At 40.2% G+C, this 24,517-nt stretch carries 22 protein-coding genes and 1 pseudogene; 8 read left to right on the top strand and 15 right to left on the bottom strand.

The genetic code is table 11. The features are described from left to right. Positions 1-92: 92 nt before the first annotated feature. The 5 genes and pseudogenes from RYK12_RS05505 to RYK12_RS05485 form a co-directional block, all read right to left on the bottom strand. Positions 93-197: pseudogene (locus RYK12_RS05505) on the bottom strand (CpsB/CapC family capsule biosynthesis tyrosine phosphatase); the annotation flags it as partial. A gap of 6 nt (positions 198-203) precedes the next feature. Further along, positions 204-1,649, bottom strand: a complete 1,446-nt coding sequence (locus RYK12_RS05500) for an LCP family protein (RefSeq protein ID WP_084923649.1) — start codon at positions 1,647-1,649, stop codon at positions 204-206. A 189-nt stretch (positions 1,650-1,838) separates the two neighbouring features. Beyond that, on the bottom strand, positions 1,839-3,797 hold the full coding sequence (locus tag RYK12_RS05495; protein WP_049544887.1) for a peptide ABC transporter substrate-binding protein: 1,959 nt from the start codon (positions 3,795-3,797) through the stop codon (positions 1,839-1,841). Between the two features lie 226 nt (positions 3,798-4,023). After that, positions 4,024-5,991, bottom strand: a complete 1,968-nt coding sequence (locus RYK12_RS05490; RefSeq protein ID WP_314847551.1) for a peptide ABC transporter substrate-binding protein — start codon at positions 5,989-5,991, stop codon at positions 4,024-4,026. Positions 5,992-6,159: 168 nt separating this feature from the next. Next, positions 6,160-7,770 carry an alpha-glucosidase gene (locus RYK12_RS05485; protein WP_314847549.1) on the bottom strand — a complete coding sequence of 537 codons (1,611 nt, stop codon included), beginning with the start codon at positions 7,768-7,770 and terminating at the stop codon, positions 6,160-6,162. A gap of 152 nt (positions 7,771-7,922) precedes the next feature. Between RYK12_RS05485 and RYK12_RS05480 the strand changes: the two genes are divergently transcribed. Both RYK12_RS05480 and RYK12_RS05475 read left to right on the top strand, forming a co-directional pair. Beyond that, positions 7,923-9,407, top strand: a complete 1,485-nt coding sequence (locus tag RYK12_RS05480; RefSeq protein WP_314847547.1) for a DUF1846 domain-containing protein — start codon at positions 7,923-7,925, stop codon at positions 9,405-9,407. A 94-nt stretch (positions 9,408-9,501) separates the two neighbouring features. Beyond that, positions 9,502-9,984 (top strand): S-ribosylhomocysteine lyase, encoded by a 483-nt coding sequence (locus RYK12_RS05475; protein WP_314847545.1) that lies wholly within the window; start codon positions 9,502-9,504, stop codon positions 9,982-9,984. 212 nt (positions 9,985-10,196) lie between these two features. On the opposite strand, the gene RYK12_RS05470 is transcribed toward RYK12_RS05475, so the two are convergent. The 5 genes from RYK12_RS05470 to rsmH all read right to left on the bottom strand — a co-directional run bounded on the left by RYK12_RS05470 (position 10,197) and on the right by rsmH (position 17,271). Beyond that, the gene (locus tag RYK12_RS05470; protein ID WP_314847543.1) at positions 10,197-12,302 is read right to left on the bottom strand and encodes an ATP-dependent Clp protease ATP-binding subunit; all 2,106 of its coding nucleotides are present in this window, start codon (positions 12,300-12,302) and stop codon (positions 10,197-10,199) included. Between the two features lie 453 nt (positions 12,303-12,755). Then, positions 12,756-13,736, bottom strand: coding sequence for a phospho-N-acetylmuramoyl-pentapeptide-transferase (gene mraY, locus RYK12_RS05465; RefSeq protein WP_314847540.1), 981 nt, complete (start codon positions 13,734-13,736; stop codon positions 12,756-12,758). Position 13,737: 1 nt separating this feature from the next. Further along, the gene (gene pbp2X / locus RYK12_RS05460) at positions 13,738-15,990 is read right to left on the bottom strand and encodes a penicillin-binding protein PBP2X (RefSeq protein ID WP_314847537.1); all 2,253 of its coding nucleotides are present in this window, start codon (positions 15,988-15,990) and stop codon (positions 13,738-13,740) included. Between the two features lie 3 nt (positions 15,991-15,993). Beyond that, a complete protein-coding gene (gene ftsL, locus RYK12_RS05455; RefSeq protein WP_000227824.1) occupies positions 15,994-16,311 on the bottom strand; it encodes a cell division protein FtsL in 318 nt (105 codons plus the stop codon). Positions 16,312-16,320: 9 nt separating this feature from the next. Then, positions 16,321-17,271 carry a 16S rRNA (cytosine(1402)-N(4))-methyltransferase RsmH gene (gene rsmH / locus RYK12_RS05450; protein ID WP_049551041.1) on the bottom strand — a complete coding sequence of 317 codons (951 nt, stop codon included), beginning with the start codon at positions 17,269-17,271 and terminating at the stop codon, positions 16,321-16,323. 165 nt (positions 17,272-17,436) lie between these two features. On the opposite strand from rsmH, the gene RYK12_RS05445 reads away from it, so the two are divergent. From RYK12_RS05445 to RYK12_RS05420, 6 genes are read left to right on the top strand one after another with little or no spacing between them, the layout of a single operon-like run. After that, the gene (locus RYK12_RS05445; RefSeq protein ID WP_001082470.1) at positions 17,437-17,631 is read left to right on the top strand and encodes a helix-turn-helix transcriptional regulator; all 195 of its coding nucleotides are present in this window, start codon (positions 17,437-17,439) and stop codon (positions 17,629-17,631) included. Between the two features lie 15 nt (positions 17,632-17,646). After that, a complete protein-coding gene (locus RYK12_RS05440) occupies positions 17,647-18,189 on the top strand; it encodes a DUF3278 domain-containing protein (protein ID WP_314847532.1) in 543 nt (180 codons plus the stop codon). A gap of 10 nt (positions 18,190-18,199) precedes the next feature. Further along, positions 18,200-18,442: a hypothetical protein gene (locus RYK12_RS05435; RefSeq protein ID WP_314847530.1), complete on the top strand. Its 243-nt coding sequence runs from the start codon at positions 18,200-18,202 to the stop codon at positions 18,440-18,442. A 9-nt stretch (positions 18,443-18,451) separates the two neighbouring features. Next, complete coding sequence (locus tag RYK12_RS05430; protein ID WP_314847528.1) at positions 18,452-18,778, top strand: hypothetical protein; 327 nt, start codon at positions 18,452-18,454, stop codon at positions 18,776-18,778. A 26-nt stretch (positions 18,779-18,804) separates the two neighbouring features. Further along, on the top strand, positions 18,805-19,383 hold the full coding sequence (locus tag RYK12_RS05425; RefSeq protein ID WP_314847526.1) for a DUF3278 domain-containing protein: 579 nt from the start codon (positions 18,805-18,807) through the stop codon (positions 19,381-19,383). Beyond that, complete coding sequence (locus RYK12_RS05420; protein ID WP_314847523.1) at positions 19,380-19,856, top strand: glutathione peroxidase; 477 nt, start codon at positions 19,380-19,382, stop codon at positions 19,854-19,856. Before RYK12_RS05425 ends, RYK12_RS05420 begins: the two co-directional genes overlap by 4 nt. A gap of 142 nt (positions 19,857-19,998) precedes the next feature. On the opposite strand, the gene RYK12_RS05415 is transcribed toward RYK12_RS05420, so the two are convergent. The 5 genes from RYK12_RS05415 to RYK12_RS05395 form a co-directional block, all read right to left on the bottom strand. Further along, the gene (locus RYK12_RS05415; protein WP_261023093.1) at positions 19,999-20,292 is read right to left on the bottom strand and encodes a DUF5960 family protein; all 294 of its coding nucleotides are present in this window, start codon (positions 20,290-20,292) and stop codon (positions 19,999-20,001) included. After that, on the bottom strand, positions 20,285-20,647 hold the full coding sequence (locus tag RYK12_RS05410; protein WP_314847520.1) for a hypothetical protein: 363 nt from the start codon (positions 20,645-20,647) through the stop codon (positions 20,285-20,287). The genes RYK12_RS05415 and RYK12_RS05410 overlap by 8 nt, the downstream gene beginning before the upstream one ends. Beyond that, positions 20,644-22,059 carry a Y-family DNA polymerase gene (locus RYK12_RS05405; RefSeq protein WP_314847518.1) on the bottom strand — a complete coding sequence of 472 codons (1,416 nt, stop codon included), beginning with the start codon at positions 22,057-22,059 and terminating at the stop codon, positions 20,644-20,646. The genes RYK12_RS05410 and RYK12_RS05405 overlap by 4 nt, the downstream gene beginning before the upstream one ends. Positions 22,060-22,062: 3 nt before the next feature. After that, entirely contained in the window at positions 22,063-22,749 is a 687-nt protein-coding gene (locus RYK12_RS05400) for an XRE family transcriptional regulator (protein ID WP_261057148.1), read from the bottom strand. 265 nt (positions 22,750-23,014) lie between these two features. Continuing rightward, complete coding sequence (locus RYK12_RS05395; RefSeq protein WP_399555439.1) at positions 23,015-24,424, bottom strand: peptide MFS transporter; 1,410 nt, start codon at positions 24,422-24,424, stop codon at positions 23,015-23,017. Between the last annotated feature and the right edge of the window lie 93 nt (positions 24,425-24,517).

Here is a 24,517-nt window from a genome sequence, read left to right as displayed (position 1 = left end):
CCCTCCTTTTATTTTTTAACAAGCTGTTGTAGCAATTGTACAAGATGGATAACTTTAATAGATGATACAATTGTATATTTTACATCTTAAATCCGTACTTCTTGTCCATAGGCTTCTGTCAAAAGGACCTTGCTTTCTTGCTTAGATTTTAAACCATCATCCACACTAAATACGATATGCGAATGAATATCAATCATTTTGTCTTATTTTCCTTCCATCACATCATTGATTGCAGCCTTGACTGACTCTAAACTGCTATCACTTATCTCCATCATGTAAAGGTTGCTATCAGGCATGGCATAGGATGGCAAATCCATACGCCCTGTTCCTTTAAGATCTTGCGAATTAATCTTATAAGTTCCACCACTCTCAAGTTGGGCATTGGCCAGGTTCATCATGGTTTCAAGTGGCATATTGGTTTGCACGGAATCTTGTAGCCCCTTTATAATACTGTCATAATTTTTCAAAGCTTCTGTCGAAGTTAACTTTTGCAGAATTGCAACAATGACTTTTTGCTGGTTACGACCACGATCTCGGTCTCCATCTGCCAATGAATAACGCTCACGTACAAAGCTAAGAGCTTGCTCCGAGTCAAGATGAACATTCCCTACAGGATAGAACTTCCCATTTGTATGAGCAGTAAATTCTTGATCATTATGAACATCAACTCCACCGAGAAGATCTATTAATTTCAAGAAAGAAGTGAAATTCAAACGAGCGTAATAGTTCAAGTCAATACCGTAGAGATTTTCCAGGGTATGAATGGAAGCATCTACTCCATAAATCCCCGCATGGGTCAACTTATCTTTTTGGTTGTTACCACCATCTGCAATTGGAACATAGGAATCACGAGGTGTCGTTGTCAAGAGAATCTTTTTCGTTTCACGATTAACTGTCATAATGATATTGACATCCGAACGAGAAACCGAACTGATTGGACCGTAAGTATCAATTCCACTGATATAAACATTGAAACTGTCACCCTTGACATCTTTTGGAGTTTCAACCGTCTTGGTTAATTCTTTGGTATAGATTTTCTTAATTTTTGAAGCATAGTCAGGATATTCTGATTCAATAATGTTTTCAAAGACACTGTTTAGAATGATTGCCTTTGTATCGCCAGCTAACAAGCTCTTATAGGCCGCAAGATAGGATCTGCTTTCTTCGACTGTCAATTCCTTATTTTGACTAGCCTTAAGATCATTCATCAACTGTTGGATATTATCCTTATCCGTCCCAGTCGGCCCCGTTACACTGGTTACCTGACTGATATTATCAATTGAACTATCTGCTAATACCGCAATACTCATCGAATAATGTGAGTAGTTCGATGTCGCATTCAGGCGACTGGTAAATCCAATGAACTGCCCTACAGCAAAGAGAGAAGTTCCATTGATTAACACACCAAGCAGTAATAAAATCAGCGTTAGATTTTTAGCTTTCTTAGACCGAATTAAAAAGAAGCACAAGATGGCTAAGGCTACAATTAAGACAGCAACCACTATATTGAGATATCGGAAGGCTAGCATATTATACTTGAAAATCAAAAACAATAAAAAGACTGCTAGTAATGCATAGATAGCTAGCAACCCCCAACTAATCAATATTTTTGTTTTACCCTTACGAGCTCGCTTCGAAGATCTACTCACGATATACCTCTATTATCAATTTTTATTTCATTTTATTATATCATAAAAAAATACACTTGCGGGGTAAATCCGCTTAGGTAAGGCATTTTCATCTTCTTTCCGAAACATTCTTTTTGACTTGCAACCAATTACATCAATAAATTTACTATATAAACATCAAAACAAGGTCCCTTACGGAACCTCGCTCATCTATTTGACATGATTTTCTGCTTCTTTTTGAGCTTTTTCGATTGCTTTTTTACTTTCTTGCTCCCATTTAGTCTTAGCTTCTTCAAACTGTTTGATTGTCACAGTATCTTTTTGCAGTTTCATATACTTGTAGTTATTGCCATCACCCTTGATACCGACCATTGAGTACCCTCTTGTAAATGGCGTTACTTTGGTTACAGATGCTGTTCCACCACTTGACATGGCTGACATAATCAGAGAATTGTCAATCATCCAAGCCTGTGCTTCAGCATATTTTTCATAGCGTTTTGCTACATCTTTATTTTCACTATCTGCATCTTTGAGCATCTTGGTGTAAGTATCAAGCCCCAAGCTAGCAATCTTAGCTTTATCTTCTTGAGCATCTAGACCAAAAATTTTGAGGTAGAATCCATCCTCTGCATTGAAAGGATTGAGATAAGTTGATGGATCCTGATAGTCACCTACCCAACCATCAAAGCTCAAATCATAGTCTCGATCAGCTGGTGTTGGTGCTAAGAAGGCTACGTTATTAAAATCATCTGTTGAAAGTTGCTGAACATCAATGACAATGTTATCAGCACCTAAAACTGACTCAAGGGTCTGCTTAACTGAGTTCATGCCTGTCACAGCATTTTTACTTGTTTGATCAACAGCTACATCCAAGTGAATAGGGAAAGTCACACCTTGACTTGCCAATTCTTTTTTAGCTTCCGCAAATTTTGCTTGGGCTTTTTCTTTGTTAAAATAGGCATCCTGAGCATCTGCCAAGTTAATACCTGACCATTCTGTGCCATAGTTGACCAATTTAGAAGCGACTACTTCTCCAAAAGTCTTGTCTCCAACTTGGACAAATGTAGGAGGTACTAGGGTGTTACGAAGGGTCTTGCTAGCCGCTTCTTCCCCATTTGACTGAGCAGAATAGGCTGTGCGGTCCAAGGCAAAGTTCACCGCTTGGCGGAAGTTCTTGTTCAAAACAGCTGTCTCAGTTGACTTCTTCTGCTCATCTGTTGTTTTAGCAGTGTGATTGTAGGCCTTACGGTTGACGTTAAAATTGAAATACCAAGAAGTCTTGTCCTGCAAGCTATAGACGATATTATCCTTATATTTCTCCTTGGTCTTAGCAAAGTTAGAACTATTTGGATAAACACCTGCGATTGAATAAGCTCCACTTTCAAAGTTACGGATGGTCAATTCTTGGTCTGAACCATCAAAATAGGCCAATTTTACGTGTTCAATCGATACTTTGTCATGATCATAATAATGCGGATTTTTCACATACTCGATCGATGATTTTGATGTGAAATCTTTTAACAAATAAGGTCCGCTGTAGAGAATGCTATCTGGAGATAGGGTACCAAAATCTTTCCCTTTTGAGTTTAGAAACTCTTCATTCACTGGGAAAAGAATACTGTTGGTTGTTTTTGAGTTCCAGTAAGGTTCTGGGCGCGCCAAAGTATACTCAACAGTATGGTCATCAATGGCTTTCACTCCAACCTTAGAAAAGTCAGAATCCGCTCCTGTAATATAATCATTCAAGCCCTTGATTGAGTTTTGAATCAAGTCAATGGCCTGGGATTTATTATCCACTGCGTATTTGATACCTGTCACAAAATCTTGTGCCTTGACTGGGGCATACTCTTCACCGTCAGCCGTAAACCATTTGGCATCTTTTCTCAGTTTATAGGTATAAGTCAGACCGTCGCTTGAAACAGACCAGTCCTCTGCCAAAGATGGAACTAGGTTTCCGTGGTTGTCATTTTCAAGCAAACCATCAACTAGGTTAGTAATAATAGCTGTATTATCAGCGTAGTAGTCTAATAAGTAGTTAAATGTAGTTGGGTTTCCACTAAAGGTTGATGAGTAAGTTTTTGTATCTGAACCTGATTGTCCGCAAGCAGTTAACAGCAAGGCAGCTGCAACAGTCAGACCTGCACTAAGGATACGCTTTTTTGTAGTCATCTTCTTTCTCCTTTATGTTAGTTTTTATAACATAGGTTTATTTTACCAAAATAGTGGGAATTTGTAAAGTTAATTGAATTTCTAGAATGAAAGTTTATAAACTTTAGTCATAAAAAAACAAAGGATTTCTGTCTTTCATACAGTCCTCCCTTGTTTTTATGCGATTTATCATTTAAATATCAATGAATTAACTGATAACCTAACGAAAGCAAGAATCTCATTCACGTTATTTTATGTGCTTTTCTAAATCCTTTTGATACTGAGCATTCGATTCCAGTTTTTCCTTTTGCCACTTTTTGAAGGCCGCATCATACTCTTTAGTTGTCACAATATCATTTTGAAGTTCCATTCCTTTAAAAATAAATGGATCCCCCTTAATACCGACCTGTGAATAAGCTTTGGTAAATGGAACAGTACGACTAACCATAGGAGAGCCCCCTGAAGAAGCAACTGGAATAAGAAGTGAACTATCAGTAACCCAAGCCTGTGCTTTAGCATACTTTTCGTATCGTTTATCAAGATTACTTGTCTCAGAAGCCGCATCATCCAAGAGCTTCTTGTATTCATCCAAGCCAACTTTTGCCACAACTTCAGGATCCTTGCCCTTTGTTATACCTAGATGTTTCAAGGCAGAACCCTTCTTAGCATCTAAAATATTGAGATAGGTTGCTGGATCTTGGTAATCTGGTCCCCAACCTGTTCCGTTCAAATCATAATCTTTTTGGGTTGGAACTTTAGCTTGAGAAGTAATACTTTCCTTCTCATTATCTGTCATTTGAAGAACATCTATAATCACATTCTCCGTTCCAAGCGTTTCTTCAATTGATTGTTTTAGCGAATTGGTTTGTTGCACCGCAACTACATCTGTCTGTTCTACTGGCACATCTAGATGAATCGGGAAACTCACTCCCTTAGCTTGCAATTCTGACTTCGCTTTTTCAAATGCAGACTTGGCCTTTGTTGGATTGTAAATTGTATCCTTACCATCTGTGAGAGTCACATCTTTCCACTGTTCTCCATATTTCAGTAGTTCATCCTGAGCCAACTGTCCGAAGGTCTTCCCAGCTACTTGAACGTAATTATCTGGCACTAGACTATTACGAATAATCTTATCCGCACCCTCTTCACCGTTTAATTGAGCTGTATAGGCGTGGCGATTGAAGGCAAAATTAATTGCTTGACGGAAATTTTTATTCAGCATGGCTTCTTTTGTAGAAAGCTTTTGTCCTTCATCTGTCTTGGCTGTTTTATTATATGATTGACGATTTACGTTAAAAGTAAAGTAATAACTAGTTGCTTCCTGAGGGCTATAAATAATCTGATCTCCATATTTCTCTTTGGTAGAAGCAAAACTTGAACTATTTGGGAAAAGTCTCGCTGTATTATATGCTCCTGTAGCGAAACTACGGATAAGGGATTCTTGATCTGATCCGTCATAGAATGTTAATTTTACATTATCAATCTTGACATTTTCCTTATCCCAATAGTTAGGATTTTTTTCATATTCAATCACAGATTTAGAAATCAAAGATTTCAAAAAATATGGACCATTGTAAAGAATACTTGATGGGGTTGGCGCTCCGTAATCCTTGCCTGTTGCATTCAAAAATTCTTCATTTACAGGGAGCATGGTTGCTGTTGTTACTTTAGAGTTCCAAAAACTTTCTGGTTTATTAAGGGTATATTCTACCGTATAATCATCAAGAGCTTTAACACCTACAGTTGAAAAATCATTGGTCTCACCACTAACATAAGCCTCCAAACCTTTGATTGATTTTTCAATCAAAGAAAGACCATCTGACTTAGCATCTGCTGCATGCTTCAGACCTGTAACAAAATCCTGCGCCTTAACTTCTGCATACTCCTCTCCTTCAGAAGTATACCACTTCACCCCCTTACGAAGTTTGTAAGTGTAAGTCAAACCATCGGTTGAAACAGTCCAATCCTCTGCTAAAGACGGAACAAGATTCCCATATTTATCATTCTCTAAAAGACCGTCGACGACATTACCTATTACGTCAGAAGTTGAACTTTTACTTGTAACGCTATAATCCAAGGATGATGGATCAACTGCATAAACATAAGAGAATGTTTTGGGAGCATCTGCATTCTTTTCACTTTTCCCACAAGCTGTTAAAAGAATGGCTGTGCTCAAGATCACTCCTGCTCCTAAGAGCCACTTTTTCGATTGCATAAATAATCTCCTTCAAAATAGTATTTTCACTATTATACCTTATTTTTTTATAAATACAAGAACTTTGGTGCAATTTGTTAGAAAATTCTAACAAATATTTTTTAAAGTGTTTTCTACAAAATATTTAGTAAAAAACCTCAAGCTCTAAAAGCTTAAGGTTCTAACTTTTTAGTCAGTCATTTCCACACAGAAAGCATCCCATGGAGCCAAGATTTGTTTTTCAAAGATTTCTTGAGCTAGGGTGTTTTCAATCAAGACCGATTTGACGTTTCCTTCTACGGTCAAGTCTTGCTCTTCATTGGACAAGTTAGCCACAACTAGGAAACGACGGCCCCCATCTTTACGGATATAGGCGAAGACCTTGTCAGTTGTTTCCAAGAGTTCAAAGTCAGCTCGAATCAGCCAGCTATTCTCCTTACGGATTTGAACCAACTTCTGATAGGTATAGAAAATTGAATCTGGATTTGCCAGAGCTTCTTGAACGTTGATTGCTTGATAGTTTGGATTGACTGCCAACCAAGGTTGACCTGTCGAGAAACCAGCATTTTTGCTCTCATCCCATTGCATCGGAGTACGGGCATTGTCACGTCCAATAACACGGATACTGTCCATTATTTCTTCCATCGGAACGCCTTTTTCAAGAGCTTCACGCGCATAGTTGAGAGATTCAATATCTTCTACTTGGTCAAGCGTCTCAAACGGATAGTTGGTCATCCCAATCTCCTCACCTTGGTAGATATAAGGTGTTCCTCTCATCAAATGAAGCAAAATCGCAAAAGCTTTGGCAGATTTTTCACGGTATTCTTGGTCATTTCCCCAGATAGAGACGATGCGAGGAAGGTCATGATTATTCCAGAAGAGGGAATTCCAACCGTCCTCAACTCCTAACTCTGTCTGCCATTTGTTGAAAATCTCTTTTAACTTAGCGATGTTTAGCTCTTTTTGATAGTGCCATTTAGGTTGACCTTCCTGATACTGAAGACAAATATGTTCAAACTGGAAGACCATAGACAATTCTTGTCCTTTTGGATCAGAGTAGAGCTTGGCAATATCTGGTGTTGCTCCCCAAGTTTCCCCCACTGTCAAGAGATCCTTATCTCCAAAGGTCGCTTGATTCATTTCCTTGAGATAGGGATGGAGCATAGGACCATTATTGACTACCTTGTCGTCAGGAATTTTCCCAATCATGTCAATGACATCCATACGGAAACCGCCAATGCCCTTATCAATCCAGAAGTTCATCATCTCGTAAATTTTCTGGCGCAGTTTTTCATTCTCCCAGTTGAGATCAGGCTGTTTCTTGCTGAAAAAGTGGAGATAGTATTGACCTGACTTTTCATCGTATTCCCAAGCAGAACCGCTAAAGATAGACTCCAAATCATTGGGCTCATCTCGCCAGATATAGTAGTCACGTTCAGGACTGTCAGGATTTTCACAGGCCTCGACAAACCAAGCATGCTCATCCGAGGTATGATTGACCACCAAGTCCATGATGATGCGAATATCACGCTTCTTGGCTTCCGCAATCAGTTGGTCCATGTCCTCCATAGTTCCGAAAATAGCTGCAATCGCTTGATAATCAGCAATATCGTAGCCATTATCGTCCATAGGGCTGTCATAAACCGGAGAAAGCCAAATCGCTGTGATTCCTAACTTGGCTAGATAGTCCAACTTACTAGTAATACCTGGCAAATCACCAATTCCATCTCCGTTGCTATCCATAAAACTCTTAGGATAAACTTGATAGACTACGGCATTGTGCCACCATTTTTCTTGCATCTTCTTACCTCATTATTTTAATAATCTATAGTCTATGATAGCGCTTTTCTAATTTTTGTGCAAGCGTTTGCCTAATCTTTTTACTTCCTTTTTTAACTCCATAGTTTCCTAACTTCCAATTTTTTATTATAATAGAGGTCAGAGGTAAAAAAATGAAAAAACAAGCTTTTAGTTCTGAACAATATTTGAATCTACAACGTGACCATATTTTAGAGCGTATCAATCAATTCGACGGCAAGCTCTACTTAGAGTTTGGTGGAAAAATGTTAGAAGATTTCCACGCTGCTCGTGTCCTTCCTGGTTATGAGCCTGACAACAAAATCAAGCTCTTGCAAGAATTGAAAGAACAGGTTGAGGTTGTGATTGCTATTAATGCAAGTAATATCGAGCATTCCAAAGCACGTGGTGACTTGGGCATTTCTTATGACCAAGAAGTTCTTCGCTTGATTGACAAATTTAATGAATTAGGGATTTTTGTTGGTTCCGTTGTCATCACACAGTACGCTGGCCAACCAGCTGCAGATGCCTTCCGCAACCAACTTGAGAAAAACGGAATTGATTCTTATCTTCACTATCCAATCAAAGGATATCCAACAGATATGGATCACATCATTTCTCCAGAAGGTATGGGGAAAAACGACTATATCAAAACCAGTCGTAACTTGATCGTCGTAACCGCTCCTGGACCTGGTTCTGGAAAATTGGCAACCTGTATGTCCAATATGTACCACGACCAAATCAATGGTATCAAGTCTGGCTACGCTAAATTTGAAACCTTCCCAGTTTGGAATCTTCCCCTTCATCACCCAGTCAATTTGGCCTATGAGGCTGCCACAGCAGACCTTGATGATGTTAACATGATTGACCCCTTCCATCTCCAAACCTACGAAGAAACTACTGTCAACTACAACCGTGATATCGAAATCTTCCCAGTGCTCAAGCGCATGTTGGAACGTATTCTCGGTGAATCTCCATACGCTTCACCGACAGACATGGGGGTCAACATGGTTGGTTTCGCTATTACAGATGACGGGGCTGCTGTCGAAGCTTCTAAACAAGAAATCATCCGTCGCTACTATCAAACTGTTCTTGATTTTAAAGCTGAAAAAGTTGGCGAAGCTGCTGTTAAGAAAATCGAGTTGCTCATGAACGACCTCGGCATCACACCTGCAGACCGTAAGGTCGCTGTCGTCGCTCGTCAAAAGGCAGAAGAAACTGGCGGACCAGCCCTTGCCCTTGAATTGCCAAATGGGGAAATCGTGACCGGTAAGAACTCAGAGCTCTTTGGCCCAACAGCTGCTGCTCTTATCAACGCTATCAAGAAATCAGCTGACATTGCTAAAGAAGTAAAACTCATCGAACCTGAACTTGTCAAACCAATCCAAGGTCTTAAAATCGATCATCTAGGTAGCCGCAATCCACGCCTTCATTCAAATGAAATCCTGATTGCACTTGCTATCACAGCTACAGAAAATCCTGATGCTGCTCGTGCTATGGAAGAGCTTGGCAACCTCAAAGGAAGCGAAGCCCACTCAACCATCATCTTAACCGATGAAGACAAGAATGTCCTTCGCAAACTGGGTATCAATGTAACCTTTGACCCTTACTACCAATACGACCGCTTGTATCGTAAATAAAGATTTCAACCTCTCCACTCTTGGAGAGGTTTTCTCTCTATCTCAGGAGCCAGCTTTGTGTTATAATGAAAGAAGAAAACTGAAAGGATTTACCATGTCAAAAGAAGTTATTGTTGAAAGTTTTGAACTTGACCACACCATTGTTAAAGCACCCTATGTTCGCTTGATTGGGGAAGAAACAGGACCAAAGGGAGACGTTATCTCCAATTATGATATTCGCTTGGTACAACCAAACAAAGACTCTATCCCTACCGCTGGCCTTCACACTATCGAGCACCTCTTAGCCAAACTCATCCGTACCCGAATTGACGGTATGATTGACTGTTCACCATTTGGTTGCCGCACAGGCTTCCACATGATTATGTGGGGACGTCACACTAGTGCTGAAATCGCAGCTGTTATCAAGGATTCGCTCAAGGAAATCGCTGAAACTACTACTTGGGAAGACGTCCCTGGTACAACCATCGAATCTTGCGGAAACTATAAGGACCACAGCCTCTTTTCTGCTAAAGAATGGGCTAAACTCATCCTAGAACAAGGGATTTCAGATGATGCCTTTGAGCGTCATGTCATCTAAACACAAAAAAGGAACCGGCTTTTTAGCTGGCTCCTTCTTTTTATTCTCAAAATTTTGTCTTATACTCAATGAAAATCAAAGAGCAAACTAGGAAACTAGCCGCAGGTTGCTCAAAACAGTGTTTTGAGGTTGTGGATAGAACTGACGAAGTCAGTAACCATACCTACGGCAAGGCGACGTTGACGTGGTTTGAATTTGATTTTCGAAGAGTATTAGGCTTTTTCACGAATAACTAAACCACCGTCTTCCATATCTGCTTCCAGATGTTTGGCATCTAGGTGATCCAAATGGAAGTCTGTCACCTTATCACGAATTTCTTGTTCAACCACGCGGCGAAGCGGACGAACACCCATAACTTCATCATAGCCTTCTTCTGTGATATGGTCTTTAGCCGCTTGACTGACTACCAAATCAATGTCTTTCTTAGCCAAGGTTTGGTTAACTTCAGCCAACATCAAATCTACAATCTTAGAAAGGTCTTCCTTGGTCAAGTGTGAGAACTCGATAACTGCGTTGAAGCGGTTAAGGAATTCTGGGCGGAAGAATGGTTTCAAACGATCCATCAATTCTGGTTTATCTGCATCTTCTGTCAAGTTAGCTTCATAACCAAATCCAGCATTTGATGTCGCAATAATGACAGTGTTCTTGAAGTTTACTGTATTTCCTTGACCATCTGTCAAACGACCATCATCTAGAACTTGGAGGAGAAGAGTAATCACTTGAGGATCAGCCTTTTCAATTTCATCCAAGAGAATGATAGAGTATGGATTGCGACGGACACGTTCTGTCAAGGTATTGCTATTGTCATCATAACCCACATAGCCTGCTGTTGTACCAATTAGCTTAGAAACGGCTGTGCGGTCACTGTATTCAGACATATCCAAACGGATGATGGCCTCTTTAGTTCCAAACATATCCAGCGCCAATTGCTTAGCAAGTTCTGTCTTACCAACCCCAGTAGGTCCTACAAAGAGGAAGCTACCGATTGGGCGATTACCTTCATCAAAACCAGCACGATTACGACGGATAGCACGAGCTACAGCTTCAACTGCCTTATCTTGACCGATTACCTTATCTTGCAGACGATGAGACATATCTTTCAAACGTTCGATGTCTGATGCTCCCATTTGTGACACTGGAATACCGGTCATTCGTTCTACAGACTCAGCCACATCGTTGACACTTGCAGTCACTTTCATATCTTCTGTGTGGTTTTCGATTTTCTTTTCCAATTCTGCAATGCGTGTTTTATAGTTTAGAGCTGCTTCAAAATCTTCTGCCTCAACTGCTTTTTCTTGCTTGTCTTTTTCTGCCTCAATTTCACGTTCAACAGCATGAACATCTGTTACTGGATGCTGAGCTGCTAAGTGAGCCGCCGTAACATCGACAAGGTCGATAGCCTTATCTGGCAAGCTACGTTGAGGAATGTATTGTACAGAATAATCCACTGCTGCTTTCAAGACCTCGTCTGGCAAGATGACATTGTGGTGTTGTTGATAGAGATCACGAATTCCTTGAAGGATTTTAAAAGTATCCTCTGCTGAAGGAGCATTGACCTTGACTTCGTTGAAACGACGAGCAAGAGCTGCATTCTTCAAGATAGTGTTACGGTATTCGTCTTGAGTCGTTGCCCCAATCACTGTCAATTCACCACGAGAGAGGGCTGGCTTGAGAATATCCGCAAGCCCCTTAGAACCACTGTCTCCACCAGTGCTACCAGCGCCGAGAATTTGGTGAATTTCATCAAAGAAGAGAATAATATCCCCTGCTTCTTTCACTTCATTTACTAGGTTTTGAACGTTTTCTTCAAAACTACCGCGATATTGAGTGCCAGCCTCAAGACCTGAGATATCAATGGAAATAATTTCCTTATTCTTAATAGCAGCTGGAACATCACCATTCACAATGGCTTGTGCTAGACCTTCGACAACTGCTGTCTTACCAACACCTGCGTCTCCGACCAAAACAGGATTATTCTTGGTACGACGTGAAAGAATTTCAGATGTTTCTTGAATTTCCTTGTTTCGTCCGATAACAGGATCCAGCTTGCCCTCACGCGCTTCTGCAGTCAAGTTTCGACCTAGTTTTGCAAGGACACCGTCTTGTTTCATACCTGATGCCTGTTGTGGCATTTTTCCATCAACTTCTGCATTTCCTGGTAATTGACCAGTCGCACGATAGTGAGCAAATTCCTCAGGTGTCACTTCACGTCCATTAATCAAGTAACGACGATTTTCAGAACTATATCCTCGCATACCACCCATCAATTGGTTAAATAAATCATCCATGTTGTTAAAATTATTAAAGTTGTTGTTCATATTCTTTACCTCTTTTTATTATTTATTATTACTGATATTGACTATCTTTGACCTTTGTTTTAAAAAATTTAGACTAGCTAAATCGCTACTCTACGTACTATTTCTGGTTTTTCTTTTTCAAGCAGGAGTAGACTATCTTTACTTCTGAAGATTTCTAGATTAAACATAGACCCCACCTCTTTCTATTTTACTTTAAATAATACTCTTCGAAAATCTCTTCAAACCACGTCAGCTCTATCTGCAACCTCAAAACAGTGTTTTGAGCAACCTGCAGCTAGCTTCCTAGTTTGCTCTTTGATTTTCATTGAGTATAAGCGTTCGAGTAAGGCTTTCATTTACCTTACGTTCATAATATACTACATTAGTCAGAAAAGGTCAAGAGATTTGACTTTAATTGACCAATATTTTTTAGAATGCAAAAACACCCTGAAACTGAACATCAGGGTGCCATTCTTACATCAAATATAAAATTGCTAGGGTTAAGAGACTTGCTAGAAGCCCCACTCCCCAAAAGAAGAAGTCAACCTTCCACTCGCTCCAAGGACTTCCCTTACCAGACAATCCTCCAAGCTCAAAATGGTGATGCACAGGCGTCATACGGAAAATACGTTTGCCACCTGTCAGTTTGAAGTAACTTACTTGCATCATAACCGAAGTTGTTTCAAAAACATAAACAATTCCGATAATCAAGAGAGTCCATTCTTGGTGGAGGGCCATAGAGATAGCTGCCAGCATTCCACCGAGAGCCAAACTTCCCACATCTCCCATAAAGACCTTAGCAGGCTTATGGTTAAAGACGAAGAAACCAAGCAAACCACCAATCATGGCAAGAATCACTAGAAGAATATCCATCTGACCTTGCACATAGGCAATAACTCCATAAGCAGACAAACTAATTACAACGGAAATACTAGCTAAACCGTCAATACCGTCTGTCAAGTTTACTGCGTTTGAAAAACCGACTAGCCAGAAAAGAGCGAAGACAATATAGAAAATCCCTAGATGTACTTGGTAACCAAAGACAGAAAGCATATCGCCACCACGCTCATAGAAAAGGTAGAAAATGACGCCACCTAGAAGCTGAAGAGCCAATTTCTGTTTGGGATTAAGGCCCTCATTGATTTTACGGAAGACCTTGAGGAAGTCATCTAAAAATCCGATTAAACCATAAAGAACCAAGATAAATAAAATCATACCAACATTATTGCTGAGTTGATTACTAAATAGGGCGAAAAAGAAAGCAACTAAAACAGAAGCAATTAAGAAAACCAAACCTCCCATTGTAGGAGTCCCAGCTTTTGCCTGGTGCTGTTTGACATCCTCATGCATCTGCTGGCCTGTAATTTGCGCTTTTCTATAAAATTGGATAAAGGCTGGAATTCCTACCAAAGTTAGTAAAAATGTCACAATTCCAGCACTAATGGAAATAAACATATTAGTCTCCTAAAGTTAATTTAATTTTTTTAATGTTTTTGATAGCTGTATTAGTCCGAACATCTTGCTTCTGAACGACGGAACCTGAACCTTCAAATTCCAACTCAATATCCAACCATTTAGCAAAGGTTTCAGCAGTCTCTTTTTTCCAGCCATACATGTCTGGAATTTCTTCTACCTTATCCGATAAAAGGAGAACTTGTTGGTTTGGTGCAAGATTGGTCCCTTCTTCTACAGATGATTCTTTAATCTTTGTTCCAGTACCTACAACGATTGGTTGCACAATATTTCGGCGTAAGGCTTCCGCCAAATCACCAGGTGAAATATCCTTGATGCTAGGCATTGCATAAGAAGATTCTGTCGTCACTTGATCTAAATTCTTGGCTGGAGATTGAAGATTGAGAGATTCTTTCATAGCTGAAGCTCTCTCAAGGATTGGATTAGTAAACTCCCCAAGCGGAATACCTGAATAATGTTCAGGTTGTTGAACCGTTACATACAAGATAAAATCAGGATTTTCAGCAGGGTTCATAGCCACAACCGAGAAAATGTAATTGGTCGAACCAACTAAGTAGCCTCCATTTTTCTCGTCAGCGATTTGGGCTGTACCAGACTTGAGGGCTACATTTTGACCTGGAACATTGACAGTTGCTTTTCCTGTACTATGATTATACATAGTTCCATATCTAGGATCCGTTCCTACCAAGACCATGTGAGTCCGAGTTTGGCCAGCCGCTTCTTTCGATACAGGATTTCCGACAACCTCTTTTTGAGATTTACGAACAGATTGATCATTAGGGTCATAAAGGGCACTGATAAATTTCGGCTCTAACATAACACCATCATTGGCAATGGCTGTAAAAGCACGTAGCATCTGGGTCTGCGTTACAGAAATCCCCTGACCAAATGCACTCATGGCAATATTGACAATATTATCAGCTGGAAGTTGGCCAGCGTATTCATCTGTCAAACCAAAGCGAGTTGGGACCCCAAATTTAAAGCGGTTTAGATAATCCAACCAAGTAGTATCTCCCATTTTTTGTTCAAGTAGACTCATTCCAACATTACTGGAGTGAGCGAAACCTTGTGAGAAAGTCATCATCCCACCAGTAGTCAAACCATCATTAACATCCCAATCTCGAATCGTCGCATCCGCTATTTTTAATTCACTGCTATTGAAGTATTCTCCACTTGGGAAGGTATTGTTATCAATAGAAGAAGCTAACGTCATAACCTTCATGGCTGATCCTGGTTCATAGTTACTTTGATAAAGAATATCACGCCAAACAAAGTCCTCAGTGATTCCTTCTTTAGTATCTGCATTAAAGGTAGGTCGTTGGGTGGTAGCGAGAATTTCACCGGTCTTTGCACTGACCAAGGTCGCGGTCATATACTTACCTTTTACTTTTTCTAGAAAGGCATCCATCTGAGTTTCCATGAAAGATTGTAGCGGACTAGACAATGTTGTATAAACATCCTTGCCATCCACAGTTTGTTGCGATACCAGTTCTGTACCTGGTACGATATTTCCTACACGGTCTTTTTCATAGGTAATAATACCGTCTGTCCCAGCAAGAATGGTATTTAAAGAACTCTCCAAACCAGAAGTCCCTAACAAACTCTTACTACCATCCTCATTTTCATGAAGTTGGGCTAAGCCAATAAAGCTAGAAGCAAATTGTCCATTTGGATAGCTTCTGTTAGGGCTAGTTGTAAAGTCAATCCCTTCCACACTAGCATCTTTCAAATCTTTTTTAATAGCCATCATATTGGCATAGGTAATTCCATTCCCTTTTGCACCAAAAGAAACTTGAGTCAGATTTGGTTGAGCCAATTGCTCTTTTACATAAGATTCATCCATATCCAAATATTTATGGAAAACTTCTGCTACCTTATTAAACTGAGAATCCTCTACATAAAGAATTTTCCCCGTTGCCGACTTGTATTTTTTATCAATGACAGCATATACGTTATAGGAGGTTGCATCTTCAGCGATGGGGACTCCATTACGGTCATAGATGGTCCCACGTTTTGCAGGTACTGTTCGAGTTGTTTGGTGAACCTTTTTAGCTTCTTTTACTAAGTCAGTACCAAATATATTACCTTTTGCGATAATATACGCAAAATTGGCCAAAAAGAGGGCGAAAAGGGCAACAGCTACAAAGCTGAGGTACTTGCCAACTATCCTACGGTTTTTTGCTGGAGATTTACGATTTTTTATCGCAAATCGGGTTATTTTTTCTGTCCATTTCATATCTTACTCCGCTGTTCGGATGTTTTCATTATTCAATTTCAAATCTTTTTTATCTGCAATCTCTTTCAAGCGCTCTGAACGAATCAATTCATTCACTTCCTGCTTAGCATCATCGAGCTCTGTCTTCTTTTCCTCTATCTGCGCATTGATTTTTGTCAAATCACTTTGCACTTGCAAGAGTCGTGTCTGCATAAAGATAATGCTCACTGCTAAGACGAGAGCCGTAAACGCAATGGAAAGATAAAAAGCCTTCTCCACACGTGAGAATTTTTTTATACGATTCTGCAAGAATTGACTGGTTGTTTCTTTTTTATCTACCATTTTTTCCTCTTACTTGTGAATTTTTCTGGCCACACGCAACTTAGCTGAGTGCGAGCGGTTATTGGCTTCTAATTCTTCTGCACTTGGCAAGATTGGCTTACGGGATACCAATTCCATCTTGGGCTTGAGATCATCTGGGATGAAAGGCAAGCCTTTTGGAACTTCAACCGTTGAAGCTTCCTTGAACAATTGCTTGGTCAAGCGGTCTTCTAGCGAATGGAAGGTAATCACTGAAATTCTACCATCTAGAGCCAACATCTCCATGGCCTGCTGGATGGACTCATCTGCCGCTCCCAGTTCATCATTGACTTCAATTCGAATAGCCTGGAAAATCTGCTTGGCAGGATGGCCCTTCTTCTTGAGCTCCTTGGCAGGTTTGGCCGACTTGATAATTTCTGCTAACTCAGTCGTTGTCTCGATTGGCTTGACTTCACGTGCTTGTTCAATCTTACGCGCAATCTGTTTAGAGAATTTATCCTCGCCATACTTGAAGAAAATTCGAACCAAGTCATGATAGTCATAGTGGTTCACCACTTCATAGGCTGTCAGACTAGCTTCCTGATTCATCCGCATGTCCAGGGGCGCATCCTTTTTATAAGAAAAACCACGCTCACGCTGGTCCAATTGAGGACTAGACACTCCCAAGTCATAACAAATTCCATCAATTTCCTGAACACCAGCTTCGCGCAAACGTGCCTGTAAATGACGGAAGTTATCCTTGATAAAGGTCACCATTCCCTTTTCAATGTAGGGTGCCAAGCGTTTTTGCGCATTATCAATGGCATTCTGGTCCTGGTCAAAGGCATAGAGATGGCCTTTTTCACTTAACTTACTTAATAAATATTCGCTATGGCCCGCTCCACCTAAAGTCGCATCAACGTAGATACCATCAGGCTTTACGTCGAGCATATCAATCGTTTCGTGGAGTAAGACCGTTACATGATGAAATTCTTTTGTCATATCCTATCTATTTTACCACAAATCCGACTAGCTTGCACTAGTCAGACAAATAGGTCAAAAAAAGTAAGATTTCTTTAAGAAATATGTCAAATATGCTTGACATCTACTCCATAGAAGAATATAATATAGTCAAATATATACGACATAAATCAGAAAGGAGAACAGATGAACCGTGTGAAAGAATTTCGCAAGGAACTGGGCATTTCCCAGCTCGAGCTCGCCAAGGATATCGGTGTCTCGAGACAAACCATCAATATGATTGAGAACGACAAGTACAATCCGACTCTGGAACTCTGTCTCAATCTCGCCCGCAGCCTCCAAACTGACCTCAACAGTCTCTTTTGGGAGGATGATTTTTAAAAAAGGAGCCAACTCATGAAAAAAGAAACCTTTACTGAAAAACTGATCAAACGCACATACGGTATTTCTGGTCCCCTTGACGAATACAAACGGCGTGAGGCCGATCGTATTGGTAACCAAGTCTTTATCATCCTCTTTTATCTGATGATTTTCGGAAATCTTATTCCACTCCTTCTAGCCTATAAATTTCCTCAACTAGTGGCTCTGGTCTATCCTCCTCTGATTTTAGTGATTGCCCTCATCGTTGCTGGATATCTCACATACCAAATGCAAAAAACAGGGATTACAACTATTGAACCAGATATGCTGAGTGAGAAAGAAAGTAAGCAACTACACTACCCTGGTCTGAAAGCTGGTTTGTTCTTTGGTCTATGGATGTTTTTTTTAACGCCTCTTCTCCATATACTGCTAGGTGAGAGTCAGGACTATCTTCAGTCTCTTCTCGCTTTTAAAAATATTTTTTCAAGTATCCTCCAGTCTGTCTTCTTTGGAGTGGTTATACAGATTATCATCTCCCGTCGCATTGCAAAAGCTAAGAAAGATCAGGATAATGATTAGGAGGAAACTCATGAAAAAAGAAAAGAAACAGTTACCTTATTCTGGTCTGAAAGCAGGTTCGATTTATGGAACGGTGATATTTTTTATAATTCCACTCAGTGATACCCTAACAAGTGAAAATCCAAGTTTTATCAGTTCTCTTCTAAATACAAAACATATTTTTAAAACTATACTGGGAGCTTTCTTTTTCGGAGTGATGATACATATTGTCGACTCACTTCGTATTGCAAGAGCTAAAAAAGACCAGGATTAGGAGGTACCTATGAAATCATTACTAACTTTACTGACCTATCATCTTTTCTTCAGTTCCCTGCTCATCTTCATCATCATTTCAGGGAACTTGCCAATCGACGAGACATTCCTCGTGCTAGTCTTTATTCTAGCACTTAACAAAGGACTGACTTATCTAAAGATTGACTCCCCAAAAACGCGCACACTTAACTTAGCACTGTACTTTATGATTCTATCTTTACCACAACTGATGCTCGTCTCAGGCAATTGGAATTATTATTTACTGCTGACTATCGCGAGCCTTTCTTCCGTCACTTATCTTTATTATCTCTATCAATTCGTAAAAGAAAGTCAGTAAAACCGCTCACTTAGGAGGTTACTAGCATGAAAAAAGAAGACTTAACCACTCGCCTACTCCGAAATCTCTTTCATATCCAAGGCCCTTTTGATGAATGCCGGCAAGAGATTATCTACAAGGCTTGTGCCCGTTCCATGATCCAAATCGTTTATTCTTCCTTCTTCCTCTTCTTGTTTTATCTGTTATTTGGACGCTTCATAGAAATCGTTCGCTATGCCATGCCCTACGTATACTCTGGACTCATTTTTTTCATTACTTTAAAAACTCAAAGAGCCGTCAAAGAACTCCATCTGGAAAAAGATGACAAGTCAGAAATCATCCTCAAAACCTACAGCAAAGGCCAAATCAAATTCCGAAGCTGGGTTGTGTTTATTGGCCTTCAGATTGGCCTCTTTATCCTACTCATCTTTCATAAAGTCTTCGTTCAGCAGATGTCACTTCCAGATTTTGTGAAGCTGCTCATGCAATTCGATAAAAGTGTTCCTTTACTGATGTATGGCCTGATTATCGGTAGCATTTTTGGAACCCTGACCTACGGATTTCTATCCCTACAGGAGGAAAAAACTCCTAAACATACCAAGCAGAAGGAGAAAAGCAATCAATGACCTCAATCTACGATTTTTCAGTCTTGAATCAAGACAAGCAAGAAACTCCCCTAGATGCCTATCTTGGTAAGGTTCTCTTGATTGTCAATACTGCTACCGGATGTGGTTTAACGCCCCAATACCAAGGACTTCAAGAACTCTATGACCGCTATCAAGATCAGGGATTTGAGATTTTAGACTTCCCTTGCAATCAGTTTATGGGACAAGCACCCGGTAGCGCAGAGGAAATAAATAGTTTCTGTAGCCTACACTATCAAACCACCTTCCCACGTCTTGCAAAGGTCAAGGTCAACGGTAAGGAAGCAGATCCTCTCTATGTTTGGTTGAAAGACCAGAAATCTGGCCCACTGGGAAAACGAATCGAATGGAATTTCGCTAAATTTCTCATCGGTCGTGATGGGCAGGTCTTTGAACGCTTCTCTTCCAAAACAGACCCAAAACAAATTGAAGAGACAATACAAAAACTACTATAATTCACAATCTCACTATGATTAGGTTTCCTTTAGCCTAATGAATAGTGAGATTTTTTGATAAGCTTTGACTTAAATAGAAAAACACCCCATGATATGAACCATGAAGTGTTGTAAAAATGATACATTCATAGCAGACAAGGCACTACTGATTGCTATTCTTGACTCCTGAGTATGTATAGGTCCTATTTCTGGGACACGCTTTTTCCGTTACCACCCTAAAATAAAAGCGATGCTCCCGCCCATCCTTGGCATTTTCCTTGTTTAAGACAAAGTAGTTTTTCTGATTCATCGCCATGGTTCGTAGAATGTCATCAATCAAGAAAGTCAAGGGTACGTTCATGGCAGAGTATTTTTGAAAATCCTCTTCAAAATGAATATAGTTATCTGAAAAATAATCCATCTGCAGTTTGTTTTCATACAGCTCTTTTCTAGTCATAAACTCCCTCCTCCCACAGCCGAATTTCTAGGATATCTGCAACCTCTATCAACCTATATCCCTCGTTTGTTCTAATAGATAGAGTCTGATGTGATAACTCCCTCACCTCACCGATGATAGTCGCCTTCTGCCTCTTTTCCTTGACCACAAAACTTCCCTTCAGTTGGCTAATATAAAGCTGAGAAAGTAAATGTAGTTTCTCAACTGGGTCCAAATCTATCGAAAAATAAACACGGTTTTTTTCTTCACTGAGCGAACTGGTGTGTTCTGAGAGGTAAAATCCCATCCACTTCTGCATACCTGGATCTTGATAATCTCGCGCAGATTGAAACGGTAAATAAGAACGATCAATCATTTTAATCCATCTAATCCTCCAGCAGAATGTCCTCCAATCAGTTTGCTTCTGGCAAGACTCCTAGAGGCTTCTTCCAGTGCATTGGCTCTTAAAAGGGAAGTGAAACCAAATTGTTCCCGAATGGAGTCAATGGCCGTCTGGAGCCTTTCTTCTTTTTCTAACTTATCAACATCATCAAAGAGAGATATCAAACCAAAGGACTCGTCTACAAAGCCTGAATAGTTTACTCCGACACTTCTGACTGCTCCTGAAGTGTATTTGCTATGAAATAACTTCAAAACATAATTCGTTAAGACAGCTGTATTATTGGTAGGTTCGACCTTCATTTGTGTGTGAATAGACGACCTAGCCTCCTGTTTAGAGAAACCGACATAGATAGAGACAAGGGTTGTTTTCTTTCGAGACCTTCTCAGTCTAATAGCCACCTGCTCCGCCATTTCCCGGAGAATAATTTCAATATCCCGTAGCTTCACGTAGTCTCTCGGCAAGATTTGAGAATTCCCCAAGCCCTTGGATTTGGCTTTATAGGGCTTATGAACATTGCTCTCATCAATCCCGTTGGCATGAAACCACAAACGCAGACCAGCCTGACCCAGAGCTTTCTTTAGCTGGTCGGGATTGCTGGTTGCCAATTCCTTGATGGAAAAAATCCCCAGAGCATGCAAGCGATTCTCCATCCGCCTGCCAATCCCCCAAAAATCCGTCATCTTAGGGATTGCCCAGACCTTCTCTTCCACATCCTGGTAAGACCAGTTGGCCCTCATAGTCGGAGTGTGCTTGGCCTCATTATCCAGAGCCAACTTAGCCAGTAAGGGATTGGAATTGGACATGCCCACTGTAGAGTAGATCCCTGTCTGCCTCCAAATATCCCTCTGAATACGAGCAGAAAGCATATCCAGCTTATACTTGCGAGAGAGACTCTTATCTGGGATGAAATAGTTGAGCGAACTAGTTAGGTCAATAAAGCCCTCATCGATAGAGTAAGGATAAATATCATCTGGACTGCCATAATTCTGAAAGATTTGCTGGATTTCCATATTGACTGCAATGTACTCGTCCATTCGAGGAGGGACAATCAAGGTAACTTGAGCCCAATTTTCGATGTAGCGAACATAGTCTGAGTCGGTAGGTAGCCCTTGCTTTCTAGCATTATAGTAGGAAAATTTGCGGGTCTTGATATCAAAGGGCAAATCATAGGCTCGACCAACATTTGACTTGCCAAAAATCTTCTTAAACAGGGGAGAGGAGGCTAGGATAAGACCAGTTGAATTATCCGCGCGACTCATGACACAAAGCGAGGTCTTCAGCGGATGTAAGCCCCTTTTCACGCACTCAACACTAGCATAAAAGGATTTCATATCGACAAAGGCAATGTCACTTTTGGGCTCTCTGGAATAATCAAAGTAGCCCATTGGCTAGCCCTCCATCGGCACAAAGTTCCCAACGATAATCCCCACAATCCGAGGATCTTCCTCATAGGAGATGAAAATATCCTTGTATTTAGGATTGATAGAGACTAGACGCAAGCCATCTTCCTCTCGATAGACCCGTTTGATATAGGTCTGGTTGTTGCAAACCACTGCATAAACCGCCCCGTCATAGTCAAATCCTGTCTCTCGAATCAGAGCTACTGAACCATTTTGGTATTTAGGTTCCATGGAGTCCCCAGACACCCATGATGCAAAATCATGAGCCAACTCCTCATTAAAGTAAACCGTATCAAAATTCTGATCATCATAGACCGAAGCTCCAATCCCTGCTGACATGCGTTCATAAACACGATACTCGTAAAGTCGCTCTGGCATGGTCACCACTTTCTGGGCTTGTTCCTCTTGAACCAGGTTGCGAGCATAGAGAACAACCTTCTCCTTCCCTTGCTTGGAGAGGCTATGGTAGAGACGGACAATCTCGATCTGAGTAAAATATCCTTTGGGTACTTTTAAAATGTTCTCTAGCTGGGACACCTTCTCCTTGGACGGTTCCTTGACTCCACGTTCCCAAGCCGAGTAAGCCTGAAAACTAATCCCAAGTTGCTCTGCAATTTCCTTCTGTGTCAGTTTTAACTCTTTTCTCCGAGCCTTTAATTTTTCTGGCTGATACATACTTCACCTCCTATTATGATGCTTTAATGGACATTATCTCCCTTAGAAAGACTAATCGATGCTTGAATCCATAACTTTAAAACTCAACCAATAAGGTTTAGTTTTATTATATAAAAAAAGTGGACCGTTGTCTACTAGGAATATCATAAACATCATGAGTTTTCATCAAACTAAAAGGACTTAGCCCTATACAATACAGAACTAAATCCTTTGAATAAATAATTGATCTAACTGTTAAAATTCCTACAGAAATTCCAGTTTTTCTCTATTTGATACCAGACATTAGTTTTTCAATACGTGGAACGTAGAAGAGTAAGATAATACCGAATACAATCGTAATTCCTCCAACAATTCCATAGTAAGCCACTTCAGTTTCGCTTGTATAAAATTTTACAATTTGAGCATTGATAGCTTGGGCAGCTGCATTACTCAAGAACCAGATAGACATCATTTGTGCTTGGAAGGATTTTGGTGCTAGCTTAGTAGTGACTGATAGACCAATAGGCGAAATCAGCATTTCCCCCACAATCACAATAGCCCAACTCATAATCAACCAGAAAGGACTGACCTTAACATCTGTCCCAAAGAGCATCCCTGGTAACATCATCCACAAGAAGGATAAACCTGCTGCTAATAAACCGTAAGCAAATTTCTTAGAAGAGGACGGTTGCTTTTTACCCATTTTCCCCCACAACCATGCAAAAATCGGCACATAAATCATAATGAAAAGTGGATTAATACTTTGGAAAAAGCTAGATGGGAAATGAATCTGATTCCCAAATACATTAAAGTAAAGTCGAGTTTGATCATCCGCAAATAGAGCGAGAACAACAGACCCCTGCTCCTCAATAGACCAGAAGAGTACTCCAGCGATAAATAAAGGAATGTAGGCAAATACTCGGGATCTCTCAGTAGCAGTTATTTTCTGACTAGATAAAATTTTGAAGAAATAGTAGATTGGAATGATTACCGCAATCACTGTAAAGATATTAACAATCATATCCACGTTAAATTGGTGAGTAAAGACTAAGCCTATAATCACCAGGATAATCATGACAAGTGTAAGTAGCAAGCGTTTAATCAAGGTCTGCTGGTCCTTCTGTGAAAGTGGATCAGTGGGGTAAAGACTTGATTCAGGCAGATATTTCTTCCCATCTAAAACATACTTCACCAGACCAAAGAACATCCCAATGGCAGCTAATGAGAAACCTAGATGGAAATTGACTTCCTGACCTAGATAACCTACTAAATAAGGGGCAACGAAGGCACCTAAGTTAATACCAAAGACAAAGATACTAAAACCTGCATCCCGTCTATCATCCTCTTTCTCATAAATTCCCCCAACCATATCTGAGATATTGGGTTTTAAAAATCCAGTTCCAAAGATAATCAAGGCAATAGAAAGATAGAGAGCCACTTGTCCAAAAGGTGTTGCCAAAGCAATATGCCCTAGCATAATCAAAATCCCACCGTAAAAGACAGTCTTACGGCTTCCTAAAATACGGTCACTGACAAAACCGCCGACAACCGAGGACAAAAATACCAGCGAGCCATAAATCGCCATAACCGATGCAGCCGTGGTCTTATCCATCCCCAATCCACCATCTTGCACACTATAGTACATATAGTAAAGTAGGATAGCTCGCATCCCATAGTAAGAAAAGCGTTCCCACATCTCTGTAAAGAAGAGGGTGGACAAGCCCATAGGATGTCCAAAAAATGTTTTCTGTTTTTCCATATATATTCTCCTTGAACGATATAATAATTC

The organism is uncultured Streptococcus sp. (assembly GCF_963518475.1).
Classification (GTDB): Bacteria; Bacillota; Bacilli; order Lactobacillales; family Streptococcaceae; genus Streptococcus.
This window is presented reverse-complemented; position numbering and strand designations above follow the sequence as displayed.